Origin of the sequence: Streptomyces fungicidicus (assembly GCF_003665435.1) — a bacterium.
Lineage (GTDB): Bacteria > Actinomycetota > Actinomycetes > Streptomycetales > Streptomycetaceae > Streptomyces > Streptomyces fungicidicus.
Window position 1 is genome coordinate 4,327,501 of the sequence record NZ_CP023407.1, and the last position, 17,932, is coordinate 4,345,432.

A 17,932-nucleotide genomic window follows, 5' to 3' on the forward strand; every position below is an offset into this window, starting at 1 on the left:
GACTGTTTACTAAAAACACAGGTCCGTGCGAAGCCGTAAGGCGATGTATACGGACTGACGCCTGCCCGGTGCTGGAACGTTAAGGGGACCGGTTAGCTCACTTTCGGGTGGGCGAAGCTGAGAACTTAAGCGCCAGTAAACGGCGGTGGTAACTATAACCATCCTAAGGTAGCGAAATTCCTTGTCGGGTAAGTTCCGACCTGCACGAATGGCGTAACGACTTCTCGACTGTCTCAACCATAGGCCCGGTGAAATTGCACTACGAGTAAAGATGCTCGTTTCGCGCAGCAGGACGGAAAGACCCCGGGACCTTTACTACAGTTTGATATTGGTGTTCGGTTCGGCTTGTGTAGGATAGCTGGGAGACTTTGAACTCTGGACGCCAGTTCAGGGGGAGTCGTCGTTGAAATACCAGTCTGGTCGTGCTGGATGTCTAACCTGGGTCCGTGATCCGGATCAGGGACAGTGTCTGATGGGTAGTTTAACTGGGGCGGTTGCCTCCTAAAGAGTAACGGAGGCGCCCAAAGGTTCCCTCAGCCTGGTTGGCAATCAGGTGTTGAGTGTAAGTGCACAAGGGAGCTTGACTGTGAGACCGACGGGTCGAGCAGGGACGAAAGTCGGGACTAGTGATCCGGCGGTGGCTTGTGGAAGCGCCGTCGCTCAACGGATAAAAGGTACCCCGGGGATAACAGGCTGATCTTCCCCAAGAGTCCATATCGACGGGATGGTTTGGCACCTCGATGTCGGCTCGTCGCATCCTGGGGCTGGAGTCGGTCCCAAGGGTTGGGCTGTTCGCCCATTAAAGCGGTACGCGAGCTGGGTTTAGAACGTCGTGAGACAGTTCGGTCCCTATCCGCTGTGCGCGTAGGAGTCTTGAGAAGGGCTGTCCCTAGTACGAGAGGACCGGGACGGACGAACCTCTGGTGTGCCAGTTGTTCTGCCAAGGGCATGGCTGGTTGGCTACGTTCGGGAGGGATAACCGCTGAAAGCATCTAAGCGGGAAGCCTGCTTCGAGATGAGGACTCCCACCTCCTAGAGAGGGTAAGGCTCCCAGTAGACGACTGGGTTGATAGGCCGGATATGGAAGCACGGTAACGTGTGGAGTTGACCGGTACTAATAGGCCGAGGGCTTGTCCTCAGTTGCTCGCGTCCACTGTGTTGGTTCTGAAACCACGAACAACAACCCCATGTGCCACACATGGTGCGGTTGTCAGTTTCATAGTGTTTCGGTGGTCATAGCGTAGGGGAAACGCCCGGTTACATTCCGAACCCGGAAGCTAAGCCTTACAGCGCCGATGGTACTGCAGGGGGGACCCTGTGGGAGAGTAGGACGCCGCCGAACAATTTTTCAGGAAAACCCCGCACCGATACGGTGCGGGGTTTTCTGCGTTTATGGTCAAGGTATGCGCTATGACCTCGTCATCTTCGACAACGACGGCGTTCTCGTCGACAGTGAGCCGATCTCCAATCGGCTTCTGGCCGCCTATCTCACCGAACTCGGCCACCCGACGTCCTACGACGACTCCATCCGCGACTACATGGGTTCCGCCATGCACCGCGTGCACGACCTCGTGGAGGAGCGGACCGGGCGGCGGTTGCCGGCGGACTTCGACGACGTGTTCCACGCCCGGGTGTTCGCCGCGTTCGAGCGGGAGCTGAAGCCGGTCGTCGGCGCCATGGACGTACTCGAGAAGCTGGCCGCCGACGGGGTGCCGTACTGCGTGGCCTCGTCCGGGAGCCATGAGCGGATCCGGGTGGGGCACCGGACGACCGGGCTCGACCGCTGGTTCGACGACGAGCGGATCTTCAGCTCGCAGGACGTGGGACGGGGCAAGCCCGCGCCGGACCTGTTCCTGTACGCGGCGGAACGCATGGGCGTGGCCCCCGCGCGCTGCGTGGTCGTCGAGGACAGCCCGCTGGGCGTCCGGGCCGCGGTGGCGGCCGGCATGGACGTGTACGGGTTCACCGCGATGACGCCGGCCGGGAAGCTCAGCGGCGCCGCGCGACTCTTCGACGACATGCGGGAGTTGACCGGGCTGCTCGAGGCGGACCAGGGCGGAAACTGAGCAGGATTCACCTTCTACCGGATCTACCCACCGGTACCCCCGAGCCCTACGCTCGCCGCCATGACTGATGTGCTGCGGCGCGGCAGGGCCTCGCTGGCGTTCAGCTTCCTCGCGCAGGGCGTCGCCTTCGCTCTGCTCGTGACGCGGATCCCGGCCATCCAGGACCGCTACGGGGTCTCCGACGCGCTGCTGCCGGTCTTCCTGGCCGCCGTGCCGATCCTGGCCGGCGTCGGCAGCGTCGCCACCGGGCGTCTGGTGAAGCGGGTGCCGCCGAGCCGGGTGCTGCGCTGGTCGCAGCCCGTCGTGCTGCTGGCGCTGCTGGGCGTGGGAGCCGGGGAGCACATGGCCGGGCTGGCGGTGGCGCTGGCCGCGTTCGGGCTGGCGGTCGGCGCGCTGGACGCCTCGATGAACATGCTCGGGGTGAGTCTGCAGCGGTCGTACGGGCGCAGCATCATGCTGAGTTTCCACGCCGCGTACAGCCTGGGCGGGATCGTCGGGGCCTCGCTCGCCTGGGCCGGGGCGCACTGGGAGCTGGCGCTGTGGGTGTCGTACCTGCCGGTGGTGCTGGTGCTGCTGCCGGCCGCGCTGGTGGGGAGCCGGTGGTACGTCGACCGGGGTGGTGAGCGGTCGCCGGTGGAGGAGGCGGCCGCGGAGGGCGGGGGCGCCACCGCCGGACTCAAGTGGCTGCTGCCGCTGTGCCTGGTGATGACGGTGGCGTACATCGGGGACTCGACGGTCTCCAACTGGAGCGCGAAGTACCTCCAGGACGTGCTGGGGAGCTCGGAGCAGCTGGCGACCGTTCCGTACAACGTCTACATGGTCACCACGCTGCTGGGGCGGGCGCTCGGGGACGTCTCCGTGCGGCGGTTCGGGGCCGTGGCGGTGGTGCGGGCGGGGGCGCTGGTGGCGGCGGCGGGGTTCGCCGTGGTGGCCGGGGCGCCGGGCGCCTGGGTGGGCATGCTGGGGTTCACGCTGCTGGGGATCGGGCTGTGCGTGCTGGTGCCGGGGACCTTCGCGGCGGCGGGGCGGCGTGCCTTCGAGAGCGGCCGTCCGGGGGCGTCGGACGCGGCCGTCGCGCGGCTCAACGTCTTCAATTACGTGGGCTTCCTGATCGGTTCGCCGCTGGTCGGGGCGCTCGGCGATGCCTGGAGCTACCGCGGGGCCATGCTGGTGCCGATGGTGTTGGTGCTGGTGACGCTCGTGTACGCCAGGTCGTTCGCGGCTCAACCGGACCGATACGGTGGCGGGCATGAGCGGCCGCACACAGCTGATGTGGGACGAGGCAGTAACGGGCTATGACTTCGGCCGGGACCATCCCATGGACCCGGTCCGGCTCGCGCTGACCCGGAGTCTGGTCGGTGCCCTGGGGCTCGACCGTGAGGTGCGGGTGGTCGCCGCGAAGGCGGCCGGGGAGTCGACGCTGCGGCTCGTCCACCGGGAGGACTACATCGCGGCCGTGCGCGCCGCGTCGGCCGATCCGGCGGCGGCGGACCAGTCGTACGGGCTGGGGACCGTCGACGATCCCGCGTTCGCCGGGATGCACGAGGTGTCGGCGCTGATCGCGGGCCAGTCGGTGGGGGCGGCGGAGGCCGTGTGGCGGGGGGACGCGGCGCACGCCGTGAACTTCGCGGGCGGGCTGCACCACGCCATGCCGGGTGCGGCCTCCGGCTTCTGCGTCTACAACGACGCGGCGCTGGCGATCGCGCGGCTCCTGGAGCTGGGCGCCGAGCGGGTCGCGTACGTGGACGTCGACGTGCACCACGGGGACGGCGTGCAGGCGGCGTTCTGGGAGGACCCGCGGGTGCTGACGGTCTCGCTGCACGAGCATCCGCGCACGCTGTTCCCGCAGACCGGGTGGCCGGAGGAGACGGGGGCGGACAGCGCCGAGGGCAGCGCGGTCAACGTCGCCCTGCCGGCCGGCACCGGGGACGCGGGGTGGGTGCGGGCGTTCCACTCCGTCGTACCGGAGCTGCTCGCGGACTTCCGGCCGCAGGTGCTGGTGACCCAGCACGGGGCCGACACGCACTTCGAGGACCCGCTGGCCCACCTGGCGGTGTCGCTGGACGCCCAGCGGGCGGTGCAGGTGGCGTGTCACGAGCTGGCGCACGAGTACGCCGACGGCCGCTGGGTGGCGCTGGGCGGTGGCGGCTACGCGGTGGTGGAGGTCGTGCCGCGGTCCTGGACGCATCTGGTGGGCATCGCCGCCGAGCGGCCGGTGGACCCCACCACGATGATCCCCGAGGACTGGCGGCAGCAGGTGTACGCCCGGACCCGGCAGCCGGCGCCGCGGCGGATGACGGACGGCCGGTGGCCGGTCTCCTGGGCCGCGTGGGACGAGGGCTACGACCCGGCGGACCGGCTGGACCAGGCGATCCTGGCGGCGCGGCGTGCGGTGTTCCCGCTGCGGGGGCTGCTGCCCTGACGTCGCGGCGGCCGGGCGTTCCGTTACGCCGACCGTGCGGTGTTCCCCCGTTCCGGCCGCGCCCGGCTCCGGTATCGCGCAGCATCGCTTGCGTGCTGACCGACGTCGACCTCCGTGCGCATCTCCTCGCGGCCGGGCTCGCCGGTGCCGTGGGCACCACACGGGAGGAGAGCCTGCGGAGTTACCGGCTGTTCGCCGCCCGGGATCCGCGCCTGCTGATCGGGCTGGACCCGGAAGGGGTGTGGGGCGAGCGGGAATTGCTCATGTTGATGGCGGACAGATGCGGGGTTTCGGTCGATCCCGCGCACACTTCGGGCCATGATGTGATCGACCCCGAGCGGACGCTGGCCGCCCTGGACGCCCTGGCGGGGCGGCTCGCGGTCGCCGCCGGGCGTGGCGAGCCGGTGCTGCTGGGCACCGGGCACCCGCACCGGATGCTCGGCTTCTACGCCGCTCTCGCAGACGCCCTGTCGGCGGCGGGATGTGCCGTCCTCACCCCCGCGCAGGGTCGCTCTGTCGACATAACGACCCGGTTCGGTCTACGCACGCACAACCTCGACTACGTACGGGGAGTCGGGCTCGTCCGGGCGGACACCGGTGAACGCCCCGGTGGTGAGCCCGGCGCGCACACGCACTCCCCGCTCCCGGTTCGGGCCGCGCTGGCCGCGGCCGCCGACGCCGGCGGGCCGCTTCCGGAACTGGTGATCGGCGACCACGGCTGGGTCTGCGGAGCAGGTCAGCTGGGGTTCGAAGCGGTCGGGGCGGCCGATGTGAACGACCCCGCGCCGTTCGTCGGTGAGGCCGAGGGGTCCGTGTCGCTCGTCGTTCCACTTGATGACGGCGTGCGGTCCGACTACTACCTGCCGCTGGCCCGCTACGTACTCAATCGAGCGTGTCTGTCACAGTAGGCCGCCGATGGGTGCACCTCTTCCCCACTCGCATCACCCGCCCCTACATTGGGGAGTGAGCACGCAGCGACGAAGAGTCACCGGAAGGGGAAGCCGGTGGCCGTCGAGTGCGGAAGGTTCAGGTGTGTCATGGCTGCAGCTGGCGAAAGGCCTCTGAACGAGGTTCAGTTCCTTACCGTGGCGGAAGTCGCCTCGGTGATGCGAGTGTCGAAGATGACCGTGTACCGGCTGGTGCACAGCGGTCATCTGCCCGCGATCCGGGTGGGGCGGTCCTTCCGCGTCCCCGAGCAAGCGGTTCACGAGTACCTCCGCGAGAGTTACGTGGGGGTGGACACCGCCTGACGACGAGCCGGGAGGCCCGTACCGGGCACTCACGGGCCTCTCCGGTCACCTCGATTACGACCTCAGCGCTCGGACCGGTAGGCTAGCCCCTCGTAGGTCGTGTGGGCCCATGGCGCCCAAACACCGAGTGATGAGAAGTGAGCGAGGGTAGTCGTGGGCTCTGTTATCAAGAAGCGGCGCAAGCGGATGGCCAAGAAGAAGCACCGCAAGCTGCTCAAGCGCACGCGCGTTCAGCGTCGCAACAAGAAGTAAGCGACAGCGCGAAAGCGTGTCCAGTGGCCCCTCACCGCATTCCGGTGGGGGGCCACTGCCATTCGTACGTCCGGGTCATTCGTCCACGGCTCGTCGTCACTTCAAGCATCCGGTGGACACCACAGAGCGACGGCGACCCGATAGGTTGACCGTCGGGGGCAGGGCGAGAGGAAGGCGCTGATCTTGGGAAAGGTCGTGCTCGTGACCGGGGTGGCCCGTCAGCTGGGGGGCCGTTTCGTCCGGCGGATCCTGCGTGATCCCGAGGTGGACCGGGTCGTCGCCGTGGACGCGGTGCCGCCCGGGCACCATCTGGGCGGCGCCGACTTCGTCCAGGCGGACATCCGGCAGCCCAGCATCGCGCGGGTCCTCGCCGAGTCGGGCGCCGACACGGTCGTCCACCTCGACGTGACGGGCATGCCGCTCGGCAGCGGCGGCCGGGCCGCGCTGAAGGAGACCAACGTCATCGGCACCATGCAGCTGCTGGGGGCCTGCCAGAAGTCCCCGAACATCAAGCGGCTGGTCGTGAAGTCCAGTACGAACGTGTACGGGTCCGCGCCCCGCGACCCGGCCGTCTTCACCGAGTCGACGCCGCCCAAGTCGCTGCCCAGCGGCGGGTTCGCGAAGGACACGGTGGAGGTCGAGGGCTATGTGCGCGGCTTCGCGCGCCGCCGTCCGGACGTCGCCGTGTGCGTGCTCAGGTTCGCCAACATCCTGGGTCCCGCCGCGGACAGTCCGCTCGCCGCGTACTTCGCGCTGCCGGTGCTGCCGACCGTGCTCGGCTACGACCCGCGGCTGCAGTTCGTGCACGAGGACGACGTCATCGAGGTGCTGCGGATCGGCGCGCACGAACCCCGCCGTGGCACGCTCAACAGCGGCACCTTCAACGTCGCCGGGGACGGCGTCCTGCTGCTGTCGCAGTGCTCGCGGAGGCTGGGCAGGCCCACCGTGCCGTTGCTGCTTCCCGCGGTCACCTGGGCGGGCTCGCTGGTGCGTACGCTGGGCGTGACGGACTTCTCGCCCGAGCAGATCCGGCTGCTCACCCACGGGCGGGTGGTGTCGACGGACCAGATGCGGGAGACGCTGGGCTTCACCCCGAAGTACTCGACTGCTGAAACGTTTGCGGACTTCGTGCGCGGCCGCGGCCCCGGGCTGCTGCCGCCGGAGAAGGTCGCGAAGGCCGTCGACCGGATCGCCGCGCTGCCCCTGCCGGGCAGCGGTCACCCCCCGACGCAGAGCGCCAACTGAGGAGCGCAGCAACGATGGCGGACGCCAAGGTCATTCCGTTCGACGACGACCACCGCTCCCGCGGCGGCGCGGCGCAGCGCCCCTCGCGCCGTCGAGGCGCAGGGAGCCGGGGCGGCGGCCGGTCCGCCGCGGTGGGGGAGGTCCAGCCGCTGCCGGGCATGGCGTCCGTACCGGATGATGATCCGGTGACCGGTGACGAGGAGCAGCCCCAGGAGCAGGCCGGTGACGGCACCGGTGAAGGGATCGGCGGACTGGAACGGCGGGTCGCGAGCGGGCTGGCCTTCCTGCGCCGCCGGCTCACCGGGGACTACGAGGTCGACGACTTCGGCTACGACGAGGAGCTCACCGACCAGGTCCTGATGTCCCTGCTGCGCCCGGTGTACGAGAAGTACTTCCGGGTCGAGGTGAAGGGCATCGAGAACATCCCGGCGGAGGGCGGGGCGCTGATCGTCGCCAACCACTCCGGGACGGTGCCGGTGGACGGCCTGATGATGCAGATCGCCGTGCACGACCACCATCCGGCCGACCGCCATCTGCGGCTGCTCGCGGCGGACCTGGTGTTCGTGCTGCCGGTGGTCAACGAGCTCGCCCGCAAGCTCGGGCACACCCTGGCCTGCGCGGAGGACGCCGAGCGTCTGCTCGCGCAGGGCGAGCTGGTGGGGGTGATGCCGGAGGGGTTCAAGGGCATCGGGAAGCCGTTCAGCGAGCGGTACAAGCTGCAGCGGTTCGGGCGGGGAGGGTTCGTCTCGACCGCGCTGCGGCAGGGCGCCCCGATCGTTCCCTGCTCGATCGTCGGGGCGGAGGAGATCTATCCGATGATCGGCAACGCGAAGACGCTGGCCCGGGTGCTGGGCTTCCCGTACTTCCCGTTGACGCCGACGTTCCCCTGGCTCGGCCCGTTGGGCGCGGTGCCGCTGCCGACGAAGTGGACGATCCAGTTCGGTGAGCCGATTCCGACGGACGGTTATCCGCCGGAGGCGGCGGAGGATCCGATGCTGATGTTCAACCTGACCGACCAGGTCAGGGAGCAGATCCAGCACACCCTCTACAAGCTGCTGGTGCAGCGCCGGTCGGTGTTCTTCTAGGGGTCGGGGGCGCCCCTCGTGGTGAGGGGCGCCCCTGGTGCCTAGTCCGCGTCCTCGGCTTCGATGCCCAGGCCCGGGAGGAGTCCGGGCAGGAGCGGCGGGAGGGTGACGTCGGGCGCGGGGGGCGGGGTGATGCCGCCGCCGCCCACGGCCGGTGGCGGGGTGGTGAGCGAGCCGCTCTCCTTGGGCTGGTCGAGCAGTCCGCCGGTGTTGCCGCCGAGCAGTCCGTCGCCGTCCCGGTCGTTCTCGGCGGAACCGGAGGGTCCCGCACTGCTGGAGCGGCTCTCGCCGGACGCGCCGCTGCCGGGGGAGTGCGAGGGGCCCGTGGCGGACGGGTCCTCGGGGGTCGATCCGGTGCCGCGCCGCCGGTCTCCGGCGCCCTTGTCGTCGGTCGGCGACTGGGGGAGCAGCGACTCCAGCGGGGCCACGTCCTGCTCTATGGCGTCGAACACCGACGAGACCTGCTCACTCACGTCCCCCAGCTGCACGGGCAGCCGGTCGCGCAGGGTGCCCCAGGTCTGGCGGTGCGCGTGGGAGAAGGAGGAGAGGGCCTGCATCGGGCCCAGGGAGTCGGGGTTCCGCTCGTACGCCTCGCGCAGCAGCCGGTGGCCCTCGGCGGCGTCGTGCCGCATGCCGGACAGGGTGCGGCGGACCTCGCCGAGGGACTCGTGGTCGAGCGGGCCGCTGCGGGTGCGCTCCATCAGCCGGCGGGCTTCGCCGAGGCGGGTGGAGGCGTGGTCGAGATAGACCCGGCCGCGCTCGTCGTTTCCGTCGGCGAGGCCGAGCTTGACGTCCTCGATGCCGCGCTTGACCCCGTAGAGGGAGTCGCCCGGCAGGGCGTCGGAGCTGGCGGCGGCCACCCCGCCGAGGGCGCCCGCGGCGACGCCGACGGTGAGTCCGCCGGCGGTGAGCCCCTTCGCCAGCCTGGAGCGCGGTCGCAGCTTGCCCAGCGGGCTCGCCCGGTGGGCGCCCCTGGCCCGGTGCGCGCGCTGCTCGGGCACGCCCGGGCCCGTCGCCCCGCCCGCCGCGGTGCCCTCCTGGAGCATGGCCTCGAACGCGGCCACCAGCTGGGCCCGCTGGACGACCTTGACCTCGGGGTCCAGCGCCGGCTTGGGTAGCGCGCCGAGGCCGGAGGTCAGCGCGAGCAGCTGTGCCTGCCCGGTCTCCGCGGCGGCCGGGGCCGGTGGCGATCCTTCGGACTGCTCGGCCGCCGTGCCCCGGTCGGACTGCTCCTCCAGGGCCTGGGCGAAGGCGTTGGCCCGCCGGTGCGCCGATACGTTAGCGATCACAGGCGGCACCTCCTCTCGTCATCACGGTCGACTCCCCAGGGGTGACCGCAGGGAGCCTGTATCCCGCACAACGAGCGGCGCGGCACTTGGGTTACGCATTCGGGATCGCCGAATCGGGAAGCCAACCGGGTTTTACGCAACGTGAGTTGACTGTCGCGGAGTGTCGTCCGGCCGACCGGTCGGCGGGTCCGGTCGTCCGGTCAGCGGGCGTCTTCCGGGAGGAGGCGGGCGAGGGTGCGGACGGCCCGGTACTGGAGGGTCTTGATGGCGCCCTCGTTCTTGCCCATCACGCGGGCGGTCTCGGCGACGGACAGACCCTGGAGGAACCGGAGCGTGACGCACTCCTGCTGTTGGGGGTTGAGTCGTCGTACGGCATCGAGGAGGGCGGCGTTGGAGAGTGACTCGAGAACGGAATCCTCGGGGGAGCGCTCGACCTCGTTGGCGTCGAGCATCTCCCCGGTGGTGACCTCGAGGCGGAAGCGGCTGGACTTGAAGTGGTCGGCGACGAGGTTGCGGGCGATGGTCACCAGCCAGGCGCCGAAGTCGCGGCCCTGCCAGGTGAAGGTGCCGATGCGGCGCAGTGCGCGCAGGAACGTCTCGCTGGTGAGGTCCTCGGCGGTCGCCTTGCCGCCGACCCGGTAGTAGATGTAGCGGTACACGGTGTCGCTGTACTGGTCGTAGAGACGTCCGAAGGCCTCGGCCTCGCCGGCCTGTGCGCGCTCGACGAGGTCCATCATCCGGGCGCTGTCGCTGTCCGCGGCGGGCCTGCGGGTGGCGGGGGCGCCGCCGGCCGTCCGGGCGGCGGCTCCTCTGGCCGCCCCCCTGGCCGCGCCGGCGGGTGCTGTGGTGTGGCGGCCTCGTCTGCCGACCGCGGCGCCGCCGTCGGCCAGGGCGTAGCACGGGCCGGTGGTGGCGGTGGCGGTGGCGCTGGCGAGAGCGGGGACCGCGTGCGCGGGGGGGACGATTCCGCGCAACATCTCTCGGGCTGTCGCGACTGTTGCGCGCAGCGTAGCCAGGCCCGAGGCGTCAACCCCGACGTGTGGGTACACGGGACTCCCAGAGGCAGAGCTTTCATCACGTACGGTGCGGGGCCGTTCACCCAAGGTGGTGAGGGGTGGGCCCGGAATGCGTCTGAGGAGAATAACGCTTCGTGTAGGGGCTGCTACACCGAGTTGCTCAAATCATCGATTACGTCGCTTCCGTAACCGGTTGGGGGGTGGTTGGGTGCCAGGTAGTGACCGGTTCTTGACCGGAAACGTTCGTGTTTCTGGGCGGTGTGGGGCGAGTTGTGGCCGTGTGCAGCCAAGTGGACTGGACAGGGGGGTTGCGGGGTAGCGCCGGTGGATTGGGCTGTGTTGACCGGGGTGGTGCGGTTTCGTGGCCCTGGGCGGCGGGGTGGTGTGGGTTGCCGCCGGTGCGGGGGGCTGGGCGGGGGTGGGTTGCGCTGCCCGGCGTTTGCGGGGTGCCGTCGCGCCCACCCGTGCCGCCCCAGCGGCACGACTGCCCGCGGAGGGCGGCGGGGGTGCTGACCGTGGCCGGCCACGGCCTGAGTCGGGGGCGGCGGTGAGGGGTGTTCCCGCGGTGGGGCCGGCGGCGGGGGTCGGGAGGTTAGCGGCGTTTGCGGTGGAGGGCGATGGCGGCTGCTGTGCCGCCGGCCACCGCTCCGACGCCCGCCGCCGCCGGGATGCCGACCTTCGCGGCCTTGCGTCCGGTGCGGTAGTCGCGCAGACGCCAGTCCATCCGCCGCGCGTGCTTGCGGAGCTTGGAGTCCGGGTTGATCGCGTAGGGGTGGCCCACCAGCGACAGCATCGGGATGTCGTTGTGCGAGTCGCTGTACGCCGCGCAGCGCCCCAGGTCCAGCTCCTCCGCGAGCGCCAGCGCGCGTACCGCCTCCGCCTTCGCCGGGCCGTGCAGCGGCTCGCCCACCAGTTTGCCCGTGTACACGCCGCCGACCGACTCGGCGACCGTGCCCAGCGCCCCGGTCAGCCCCAGCCTGCGGGCGATCACCGTGGCGATCTCCACCGGCGCCGCCGTGACCAGCCACACCCGCTGTCCCGCGTCGAGGTGCGCCTGCGCCAGCGCCCGGGTGCCCGGCCAGATCCGCTCGGCCATGTACTCGTCGTAGATCTCCTCGCCGATGGACTGCAGCTCGGAGACGCGGTGGCCCTGGACGATGGAGAGGGCCGAGTCGCGGGCCTCCTGCATGTGCTCGGGGTCCTCGACCCCGGCCAGCCGGAACCACGCCTGCTGCCAGGCGAACCGGGCCAGGTCGCGCGTGTCGAAGAACTTCCGCTTGTACAGGCCCCGCCCGAAGTGGAACAGGGCGGCGCCCTGCATCACGGTGTTGTCCAGGTCGAAGAACGCGGCGGCGTGTTCGTCCCCGTGTACCGGGAACTCCGGTTCACGTTCGGAAACTTCCTGGGTGGACTTGCGTGCTGCCTCCGCCGAGGCCTCGCCTGCCAACACGCTCCGCGCCGTGGCGGAGCGCCTACGGGGAGTGAGCCATCCGAGAGCGGCCATGGCGTGAGCATAGCCAGTCGGCCGGGCGGTTCCGGAGCCGAGAGGTTCGGACGCCGTGAACTCTGCGTGTCCGGGGTGTCGCGCCGGGCGGGACAATGGCCCGTATGACCCCTCTCTTCCGCCGCAGTACCCCGGCCGCCCCGGGGGACCGGCTCGTCACCCTCGTCCGCAAGCCCGGCTGCCATCTGTGCGACGACGCGCAGGCGGTGGTGGAGAAGGTGTGCGGGGAGCTCGGTGTCCCGTGGGAGCGGAAGGACATCACCCAGGACCCGGCGCTGCACGACCAGTACTGGGAGCAGATCCCCGTCGTCCTCGTCGACGGGCGCCAGCACACCTTCTGGCGCGTGGACGAGGGTCGTCTCCGCAAGGCCCTCGGGGACTGACCGACCAGTTCAAAGTGACCGGAAAGTCGCTTAGGATCGATGGTGACCAGGTCTCGGGGGCGGGATTCACAGAGGAGAGTGTGCGGTTTTGCCCCCGGAAGAAAAGGAACGGTGCTGCTCGTCCGCCGGTTCCGCGCGAGTGCGCCGGGGGCGCGTGACCCCGGTCACGTTGGCCGGGCAAATCGGACACAATCTTTGTGCACGCGTTCACAAAGACATAGCCTGCATTCGACGGGGCGGTCCGGGGACGTATGACCGCCTGAAGCCCCGCTCTACCCGCAGGAGCACCGTGGCAACTGGCCGAACTCACCGACCGGCGACCCGTAGCCGAGGGATTCCCGAGGCCACCGTCGCCCGTCTTCCGCTGTATCTCCGCGCCCTCACGGCGCTCTCGGAGCGCTCGGTGCCCACGGTCTCCTCGGAGGAGCTGGCGGCCGCCGCGGGGGTCAACTCCGCGAAGCTGCGCAAGGACTTCTCCTACCTGGGCTCCTACGGGACCAGGGGCGTCGGCTACGACGTCGAGTATCTCGTGTACCAGATCTCCCGCGAACTCGGCCTCACCCAGGACTGGCCGGTTGTGATCGTAGGAATCGGTAACCTCGGCGCCGCCCTCGCCAACTACGGCGGGTTCGCCTCCCGTGGCTTCCGGGTCGCCGCGCTGATCGACGCCGACCCGGCGATGGCCGGGAAGCCCGTCGCCGGCATCCCGGTGCAGCACACCGACGAGCTCGAGTCGATCATCCAGGACAACGGCGTGTCGATCGGCGTGATCGCCACCCCCGCCGGCGCCGCCCAGCAGGTCTGCGACCGTCTCGTGGCCGCCGGTGTCACCTCCATCCTGAACTTCGCGCCGACCGTGCTGACCGTCCCGGACGGTGTCGACGTGCGCAAGGTGGACCTCTCCATCGAGCTGCAGATCCTCGCCTTCCACGAGCAGCGCAAGGCCGGCGAGGAGGCCACCGCGGAGGCCCCCGCCGCCCCGGCCGCCGCCCGCCGCAGCTCCGCCTCCGGCCGGGACTCCGGCACCGACCAGGGACCCGACGGGGACGTGCCCGCCGTGATGCCGGCATGAGTCTCCTCGTCGTCGGACTGAGTCACCGCAGCGCGCCGGTCAGCGTGCTGGAGCGGGCCTCGCTGCACGTGGACGCGCAGACCAAGCTGCTGCAGGACACGGTCGCCGCGGAGCCCGCGGCCGAGGGCGCGGTCCTCGCCACCTGCAACCGGATCGAGCTGTACGCCGACGTGGACAAGTTCCACGCCGGTGTCGCCGAGCTGTCCACGCTGCTCGCCCAGCACAGCGGGGTCGGCCTGGAGGAGCTCACTCCTTATCTCTATGTGCACTACGAGGACCGGGCCGTCCACCACCTGTTCTCGGTGGCCTGCGGGCTGGACTCGATGGTCGTGGGCGAAGGCCAGATCCTCGGCCAGATCAAGGACTCGCTGGCCCGCGCGCAGGAACTGCACACCGCGGGCCGTCTGCTGAACGACCTGTTCCAGCAGGCGCTGCGGGTCGGCAAGCGCGCCCACTCCGAGACCGGCATCGACCGGGCCGGGCAGTCCCTGGTGACGTTCGGCATGGAGCAGCTGGCCCTGGGCGCGCCCGTCGAGATCTGGGCGCGGGACAAGAGGGCCCTGGTCATAGGCGCCGGCTCGATGTCCTCGCTGGCCGCGGCCACGCTCGCGCGGGCCGGGGTCGCGGAGATCGCGATCGCCAACCGCACGCCCGAGCGCGCCGAGCGCCTCGCGGCGATCCTGGGCGAGGGCGACGACACGGACGTGCTGGCCCGCGCGGTCCCGATGGACTCGGTGCCGTTCGAGCTGACACGTGCAGATGTCGTCGTCTCCTGCACCGGCGCGACGGGGCTGGTCCTGACGGCCGACGCGATCGCCGCGGGCGCCGGGAGCCGCACCGGCCGGCCGGTGGTCGTCGACCTCGACGAGGAGGCGGCCGCGGAAACGCCTCCGGGGCCCGCCTCGGCGGGCGCCGACGAGGGCTGCCCGCTGGACCTGTCCGCCGTACGGCCCGGCTTCTCCGTGATGGGGGAGGCGGCCGTCGCCGGGATGGACGCGGCGACGCTGGAGCAGCACGCGGCGTGGGCCGCGAGCGGCACCGCCGACCGCAGGGAGTCCGCCCGCGGCGGCCCCGGCGCCGACGCCGAGCTGATCGGCGCGCTCGCCGCGACCGCCTCCACCGTCGGCCGGATCCCCGAGCGGCGCCGTCCGGAGCCGGTGGCCGAGCCGCCGCGCCCCGAGCCCGTGCTGTTCCTGCTGGACCTCGCGATGCCGCGCGACATCGACGCGGCCGCGCACCGCCTCGCCGGGGTGCGGCTGGTCGACATCGAGTCGCTCGCCGAGGCGTCCGCGGACGCTCCGATGGCTGCCGATGTGGACCAGGTCCGGCGTATCGTCTCCGACGAGGTCGCCGCGTTCGGGGCGGCACAGCGGGCGGCGCACATCACGCCGACTGTCGTCGCCCTGCGCACCATGGCGGCCGATGTGGTGGCCGGCGAGATCGCCCGACTGGAGGGGCGGCTTCCCGGCCTGGACGACAAGCACCGCGCGGAGATCACCCAGACCGTGCGGCGGGTGGTCGACAAGCTGCTGCACGCGCCGACCGTGCGCGTCAAGCAGCTCGCGGCCGAGCCCGGCGGCGCCGGGTACGCGGACGCGCTGCGCACCCTGTTCGACCTCGACCCCGAGACGGTGGCCTCCGTCTCCCGCGCCGAGGAAAGCACCGAGAAGAACGCAGAGAACCGAGGGCCGTGATGACTGAGAAGGCACTGAGGCTGGGGACCAGGCGGAGCAAGCTCGCCATGGCCCAGTCCGGGCAGGTGGCGGAAGCCGTGAGCCAGGTGACCGGACGGCCCGTCGAGCTCGTCGAGATCACCACGTACGGCGACGTCTCGCGCGAGCACCTCGCGCAGATCGGCGGCACGGGCGTGTTCGTCGCCGCGCTGCGCGAGGCGCTGGCGCGGGGCGAGGTGGACTTCGCGGTGCACTCGCTGAAGGACCTGCCCACCACGCAGCCCGACGAACTGGTCGTGGCGGCCATACCGGTGCGCGAGGACCCGCGCGACGTGGTCGTCGCGCGGGACGCGCTGAAGCTCACCGACCTGCCGCGCGGCGCCCGCATAGGCACCGGCTCGCCGCGCCGCATGGCGCAGCTGAACGCGTACGCGCGCAGCCACGGCATGGACTTCGAGACGGTCCCGATCCGGGGCAACGTCGACACCCGCATCGGGTACGTCACCAAGGGCGACCTGGACGCCGTGGTGCTGGCCGCCGCCGGACTGAACCGGGTCGGCCGCAGCGAGGACGTGACCGACTTCCTGTCGGTCGACACTGTTCTGCCCGCCCCCGGCCAGGGGGCGCTGGCGATCGAGTGCACCGCGGACAACGCGGCGCTCATCGCCGAACTCGCCGAACTCGACGACCCGCTCACGCGGGCCGCCGTGACGGCCGAGCGGTCACTGCTCGCCGCCCTGGAGGCCGGGTGCAGCGCCCCTGTGGGTGCGCTGGCCGACCTGCTGGCCGACGGGCAGATTGTCAAGGAAATGCGCCTGCGCGGCGTCGTCGGCACGACCGACGGCTCGACGCTGGTGCAGCTGTCCACCACCGGTCCCGTGCCCGAGACGCACGAGGCGGCGATGGCACTCGGTCGCGATCTCGCGACCGGGATGCTCGCGCAGGGCGCGGCCGGTCTGATGGGGGAGCGAGCACAGTGAGCCCCACCACCCTTCCCGCCCCTCCGGAACACGGGCACGTCACCTTCCTCGGTGCCGGACCCGGGGATCCGGGACTGCTGACCCTGCGCGCCGTGGAGGCGCTGGCGAACGCGGACGTCCTCGTCGCCGAGCACGAGGTGCTCGACGTCGTACGCACGCACGCGAGGCAGGGCGTCGCCGAAGTGCACACGGACTCCGACACGTCGGATCCGGGCACGGGCACGCCCCAGCTGACGGTCGTTGACGGGGCGTCAACAACCGCCGCTGTCCCCGCGATGCGGGATGCGGCACATCTTGTCATGGAGGCCGCGCGGGGCGGCAGGCGGGTCGTGCGTGCGGTGTCCGGTGATCCCGGGCTCGACACGTACGCCGCCGAGGAGATGCTGGCGTGCGCCTCGGCCGGGGTGCCGTTCGAGGTCGTCCCCGGTATCGCCACCGCCGTCGGCGTGCCCGCGTACGCGGGTGTGCCGCTGCGGGACGCCGAGGGCGCGGACGTGCGGTTCGTCGACGCCCGCACGGCGTCCGACCGGTGCTGGACGGAGGTCGGGGCGTCGGACGGCACGGTGGTCGTGTCCACCACGCTCGACTCCGTGGCCGCCGCGGCGGGCGAACTGGTGTCCGCCGGACGCAAGCCCGACACCCCGATGACGGTGACCGTCGCCGGTACGACGACCCGGCAGCGCACCTGGGCGGCGACGCTCGGCACGATCGCGCAGACGCTGAAGCAGGCGAAGGTGCTGCCGTCCCCGGAGGGCGGCCGGCCGGTGATAGCCGTGGTCGGCGAGCGTTCCGCCCCCGCCCAGCGCGACCGGCTGGCGTGGTTCGAGTCCAAGCCGCTGTTCGGCTGGAAGGTGCTCGTGCCGCGTACGAAGGAGCAGGCGGCGTCGCTCTCCGACCAGCTGCGGTCGTACGGCGCCGTCCCGCACGAGGTGCCGACGATCGCCGTCGAGCCCCCGCGCACGCCCCAGCAGATGGAGCGCGCGGTCAAGGGCCTGGTGACCGGCCGCTACGAGTGGATCGCGTTCACCTCGGTCAACGCGGTGAAGGCGGTCCGCGAGAAGTTCGAGGAGTACGGCCTCGACGCCCGTGCCTTCGCCGGTATCAAGGTCGCGGCGGTGGGCGAGCAGACGGCCAACGCGCTGATCGCCTTCGGCGTGAAGCCGGACCTGGTGCCGAGCGGTGAGCAGTCCGCCGCCGGTCTGCTGGAAGACTGGCCGCCGTACGACCCGGTCTTCGACCCGATCGACAGGGTCTTCCTCCCGCGCGCCGACATCGCCACGGAGACCCTGGTCGCGGGCCTCATCGAGCTCGGCTGGGAGGTCGACGACGTCACGGCCTACCGGACCGTGCGCGCCTCGCCGCCCCCGGCGGAGACCCGTGAGGCGATCAAGGGCGGCGGCTTCGACGCGGTGCTGTTCACGTCGTCGTCGACGGTCCGGAACCTGGTCGGCATCGCGGGCAAGCCGCACAACGTGACGGTGATCGCCTGCATCGGCCCGGCCACGGCGAAGACGGCCGAGGAGCACGGCCTACGGGTGGACGTGATGGCTCCCGAGCCGTCGGTCCACAAGCTGGCGGAGGCCTTGGCCGACTTCGGCACCCGCCGCCGGCTCGCCGCCTTGGACGCCGGCGACCCGGTGACCCGGCCGAGCGAGCGGCGCCCGGGGGCGCGGAGACGCCGGTCGACGACCTGAC

General features: G+C 71.0%; 16 protein-coding genes and 2 rRNA genes (1 of these 18 cut by a window edge). 15 read left to right on the top strand and 3 right to left on the bottom strand.

All coding sequences use genetic code 11. The annotated features are described in order from the left end of the window. The 10 genes from CNQ36_RS19820 to CNQ36_RS19865 all read left to right on the top strand — a co-directional run. Window positions 1-1,138 (top strand): 23S ribosomal RNA (locus tag CNQ36_RS19820) (it extends 1,986 nt beyond the left edge of the window). An 87-nt stretch (window positions 1,139-1,225) separates the two neighbouring features. After that, a 5S ribosomal RNA gene (gene rrf / locus CNQ36_RS19825) occupies window positions 1,226-1,342 on the top strand. Between the two features lie 61 nt (window positions 1,343-1,403). Beyond that, entirely contained in the window at window positions 1,404-2,066 is a 663-nt protein-coding gene (locus CNQ36_RS19830) for an HAD family hydrolase (protein ID WP_121546980.1), read from the top strand. A gap of 60 nt (window positions 2,067-2,126) precedes the next feature. Continuing rightward, a complete protein-coding gene (locus tag CNQ36_RS19835; RefSeq protein ID WP_121546981.1) occupies window positions 2,127-3,365 on the top strand; it encodes an MFS transporter in 1,239 nt (412 codons plus the stop codon). Next, a complete protein-coding gene (locus tag CNQ36_RS19840; RefSeq protein ID WP_121546982.1) occupies window positions 3,316-4,488 on the top strand; it encodes an acetoin utilization protein AcuC in 1,173 nt (390 codons plus the stop codon). The genes CNQ36_RS19835 and CNQ36_RS19840 overlap by 50 nt, the downstream gene beginning before the upstream one ends. A 92-nt stretch (window positions 4,489-4,580) precedes the next feature. Then, window positions 4,581-5,396, top strand: a complete 816-nt coding sequence (locus tag CNQ36_RS19845) for a phosphatase (RefSeq protein WP_121546983.1) — start codon at window positions 4,581-4,583, stop codon at window positions 5,394-5,396. A gap of 129 nt (window positions 5,397-5,525) precedes the next feature. Then, window positions 5,526-5,738: a helix-turn-helix domain-containing protein gene (locus CNQ36_RS19850; protein WP_157842153.1), complete on the top strand. Its 213-nt coding sequence runs from the start codon at window positions 5,526-5,528 to the stop codon at window positions 5,736-5,738. A gap of 153 nt (window positions 5,739-5,891) precedes the next feature. Continuing rightward, window positions 5,892-5,990: a 30S ribosomal protein bS22 gene (locus tag CNQ36_RS19855; protein WP_003948845.1), complete on the top strand. Its 99-nt coding sequence runs from the start codon at window positions 5,892-5,894 to the stop codon at window positions 5,988-5,990. A gap of 183 nt (window positions 5,991-6,173) precedes the next feature. Further along, window positions 6,174-7,235, top strand: a complete 1,062-nt coding sequence (locus tag CNQ36_RS19860) for an NAD-dependent epimerase/dehydratase family protein (RefSeq protein WP_121546984.1) — start codon at window positions 6,174-6,176, stop codon at window positions 7,233-7,235. Between the two features lie 14 nt (window positions 7,236-7,249). Then, on the top strand, window positions 7,250-8,320 hold the full coding sequence (locus tag CNQ36_RS19865) for a lysophospholipid acyltransferase family protein (RefSeq protein WP_121546985.1): 1,071 nt from the start codon (window positions 7,250-7,252) through the stop codon (window positions 8,318-8,320). 41 nt (window positions 8,321-8,361) lie between these two features. Here the strand turns inward: CNQ36_RS19865 and CNQ36_RS19870 are convergent, their stop codons facing one another. From CNQ36_RS19870 to CNQ36_RS19880, 3 genes are all read right to left on the bottom strand, one after another. Then, window positions 8,362-9,609 (bottom strand): DUF5667 domain-containing protein, encoded by a 1,248-nt coding sequence (locus CNQ36_RS19870; protein WP_121546986.1) that lies wholly within the window; start codon window positions 9,607-9,609, stop codon window positions 8,362-8,364. Window positions 9,610-9,809: 200 nt separating this feature from the next. Continuing rightward, complete coding sequence (locus tag CNQ36_RS19875; RefSeq protein WP_121546987.1) at window positions 9,810-10,658, bottom strand: ECF subfamily RNA polymerase sigma factor, BldN family; 849 nt, start codon at window positions 10,656-10,658, stop codon at window positions 9,810-9,812. A gap of 559 nt (window positions 10,659-11,217) precedes the next feature. Next, on the bottom strand, window positions 11,218-12,129 hold the full coding sequence (locus tag CNQ36_RS19880; protein WP_004927936.1) for an HAD family hydrolase: 912 nt from the start codon (window positions 12,127-12,129) through the stop codon (window positions 11,218-11,220). 104 nt (window positions 12,130-12,233) lie between these two features. Between CNQ36_RS19880 and CNQ36_RS19885 the strand changes: the two genes are divergently transcribed. From CNQ36_RS19885 to CNQ36_RS19905, 5 genes are all read left to right on the top strand, one after another. Beyond that, window positions 12,234-12,512: a glutaredoxin family protein gene (locus tag CNQ36_RS19885; RefSeq protein WP_040906467.1), complete on the top strand. Its 279-nt coding sequence runs from the start codon at window positions 12,234-12,236 to the stop codon at window positions 12,510-12,512. Window positions 12,513-12,801: 289 nt separating this feature from the next. After that, window positions 12,802-13,584, top strand: coding sequence for a redox-sensing transcriptional repressor Rex (locus CNQ36_RS19890; RefSeq protein ID WP_004927930.1), 783 nt, complete (start codon window positions 12,802-12,804; stop codon window positions 13,582-13,584). Beyond that, entirely contained in the window at window positions 13,581-15,278 is a 1,698-nt protein-coding gene (locus tag CNQ36_RS19895) for a glutamyl-tRNA reductase (protein ID WP_121546988.1), read from the top strand. Before CNQ36_RS19890 ends, CNQ36_RS19895 begins: the two co-directional genes overlap by 4 nt. Continuing rightward, on the top strand, window positions 15,278-16,237 hold the full coding sequence (hemC, locus tag CNQ36_RS19900) for a hydroxymethylbilane synthase (RefSeq protein WP_121548525.1): 960 nt from the start codon (window positions 15,278-15,280) through the stop codon (window positions 16,235-16,237). The genes CNQ36_RS19895 and hemC overlap by 1 nt, the downstream gene beginning before the upstream one ends. After that, complete coding sequence (locus CNQ36_RS19905; protein WP_004927922.1) at window positions 16,234-17,931, top strand: bifunctional uroporphyrinogen-III C-methyltransferase/uroporphyrinogen-III synthase; 1,698 nt, start codon at window positions 16,234-16,236, stop codon at window positions 17,929-17,931. The genes hemC and CNQ36_RS19905 overlap by 4 nt, the downstream gene beginning before the upstream one ends. Window position 17,932 lies beyond the last annotated feature (1 nt).

Bases quoted from the DNA above. Each gene is read 5' to 3' on its own strand.
- CNQ36_RS19830 (WP_121546980.1), top strand. From the start codon at position 1,404: ATGCGCTATGACCTCGTCATCTTCGACAACGACGGCGTTCTCGTCGAC.
- CNQ36_RS19835 (WP_121546981.1), top strand. From the start codon at position 2,127: ATGACTGATGTGCTGCGGCGCGGCAGGGCCTCGCTGGCGTTCAGCTTC.
- CNQ36_RS19840 (WP_121546982.1), top strand. From the start codon at position 3,316: ATGAGCGGCCGCACACAGCTGATGTGGGACGAGGCAGTAACGGGCTAT.
- CNQ36_RS19850 (WP_157842153.1), top strand. From the start codon at position 5,526: ATGGCTGCAGCTGGCGAAAGGCCTCTGAACGAGGTTCAGTTCCTTACC.
- CNQ36_RS19865 (WP_121546985.1), top strand. From the start codon at position 7,250: ATGGCGGACGCCAAGGTCATTCCGTTCGACGACGACCACCGCTCCCGC.
- CNQ36_RS19880 (WP_004927936.1), bottom strand. From the start codon at position 12,129: ATGGCCGCTCTCGGATGGCTCACTCCCCGTAGGCGCTCCGCCACGGCG.
- CNQ36_RS19885 (WP_040906467.1), top strand. From the start codon at position 12,234: ATGACCCCTCTCTTCCGCCGCAGTACCCCGGCCGCCCCGGGGGACCGG.
- CNQ36_RS19895 (WP_121546988.1), top strand. From the start codon at position 13,581: ATGAGTCTCCTCGTCGTCGGACTGAGTCACCGCAGCGCGCCGGTCAGC.
- hemC (WP_121548525.1), top strand. From the start codon at position 15,278: ATGACTGAGAAGGCACTGAGGCTGGGGACCAGGCGGAGCAAGCTCGCC.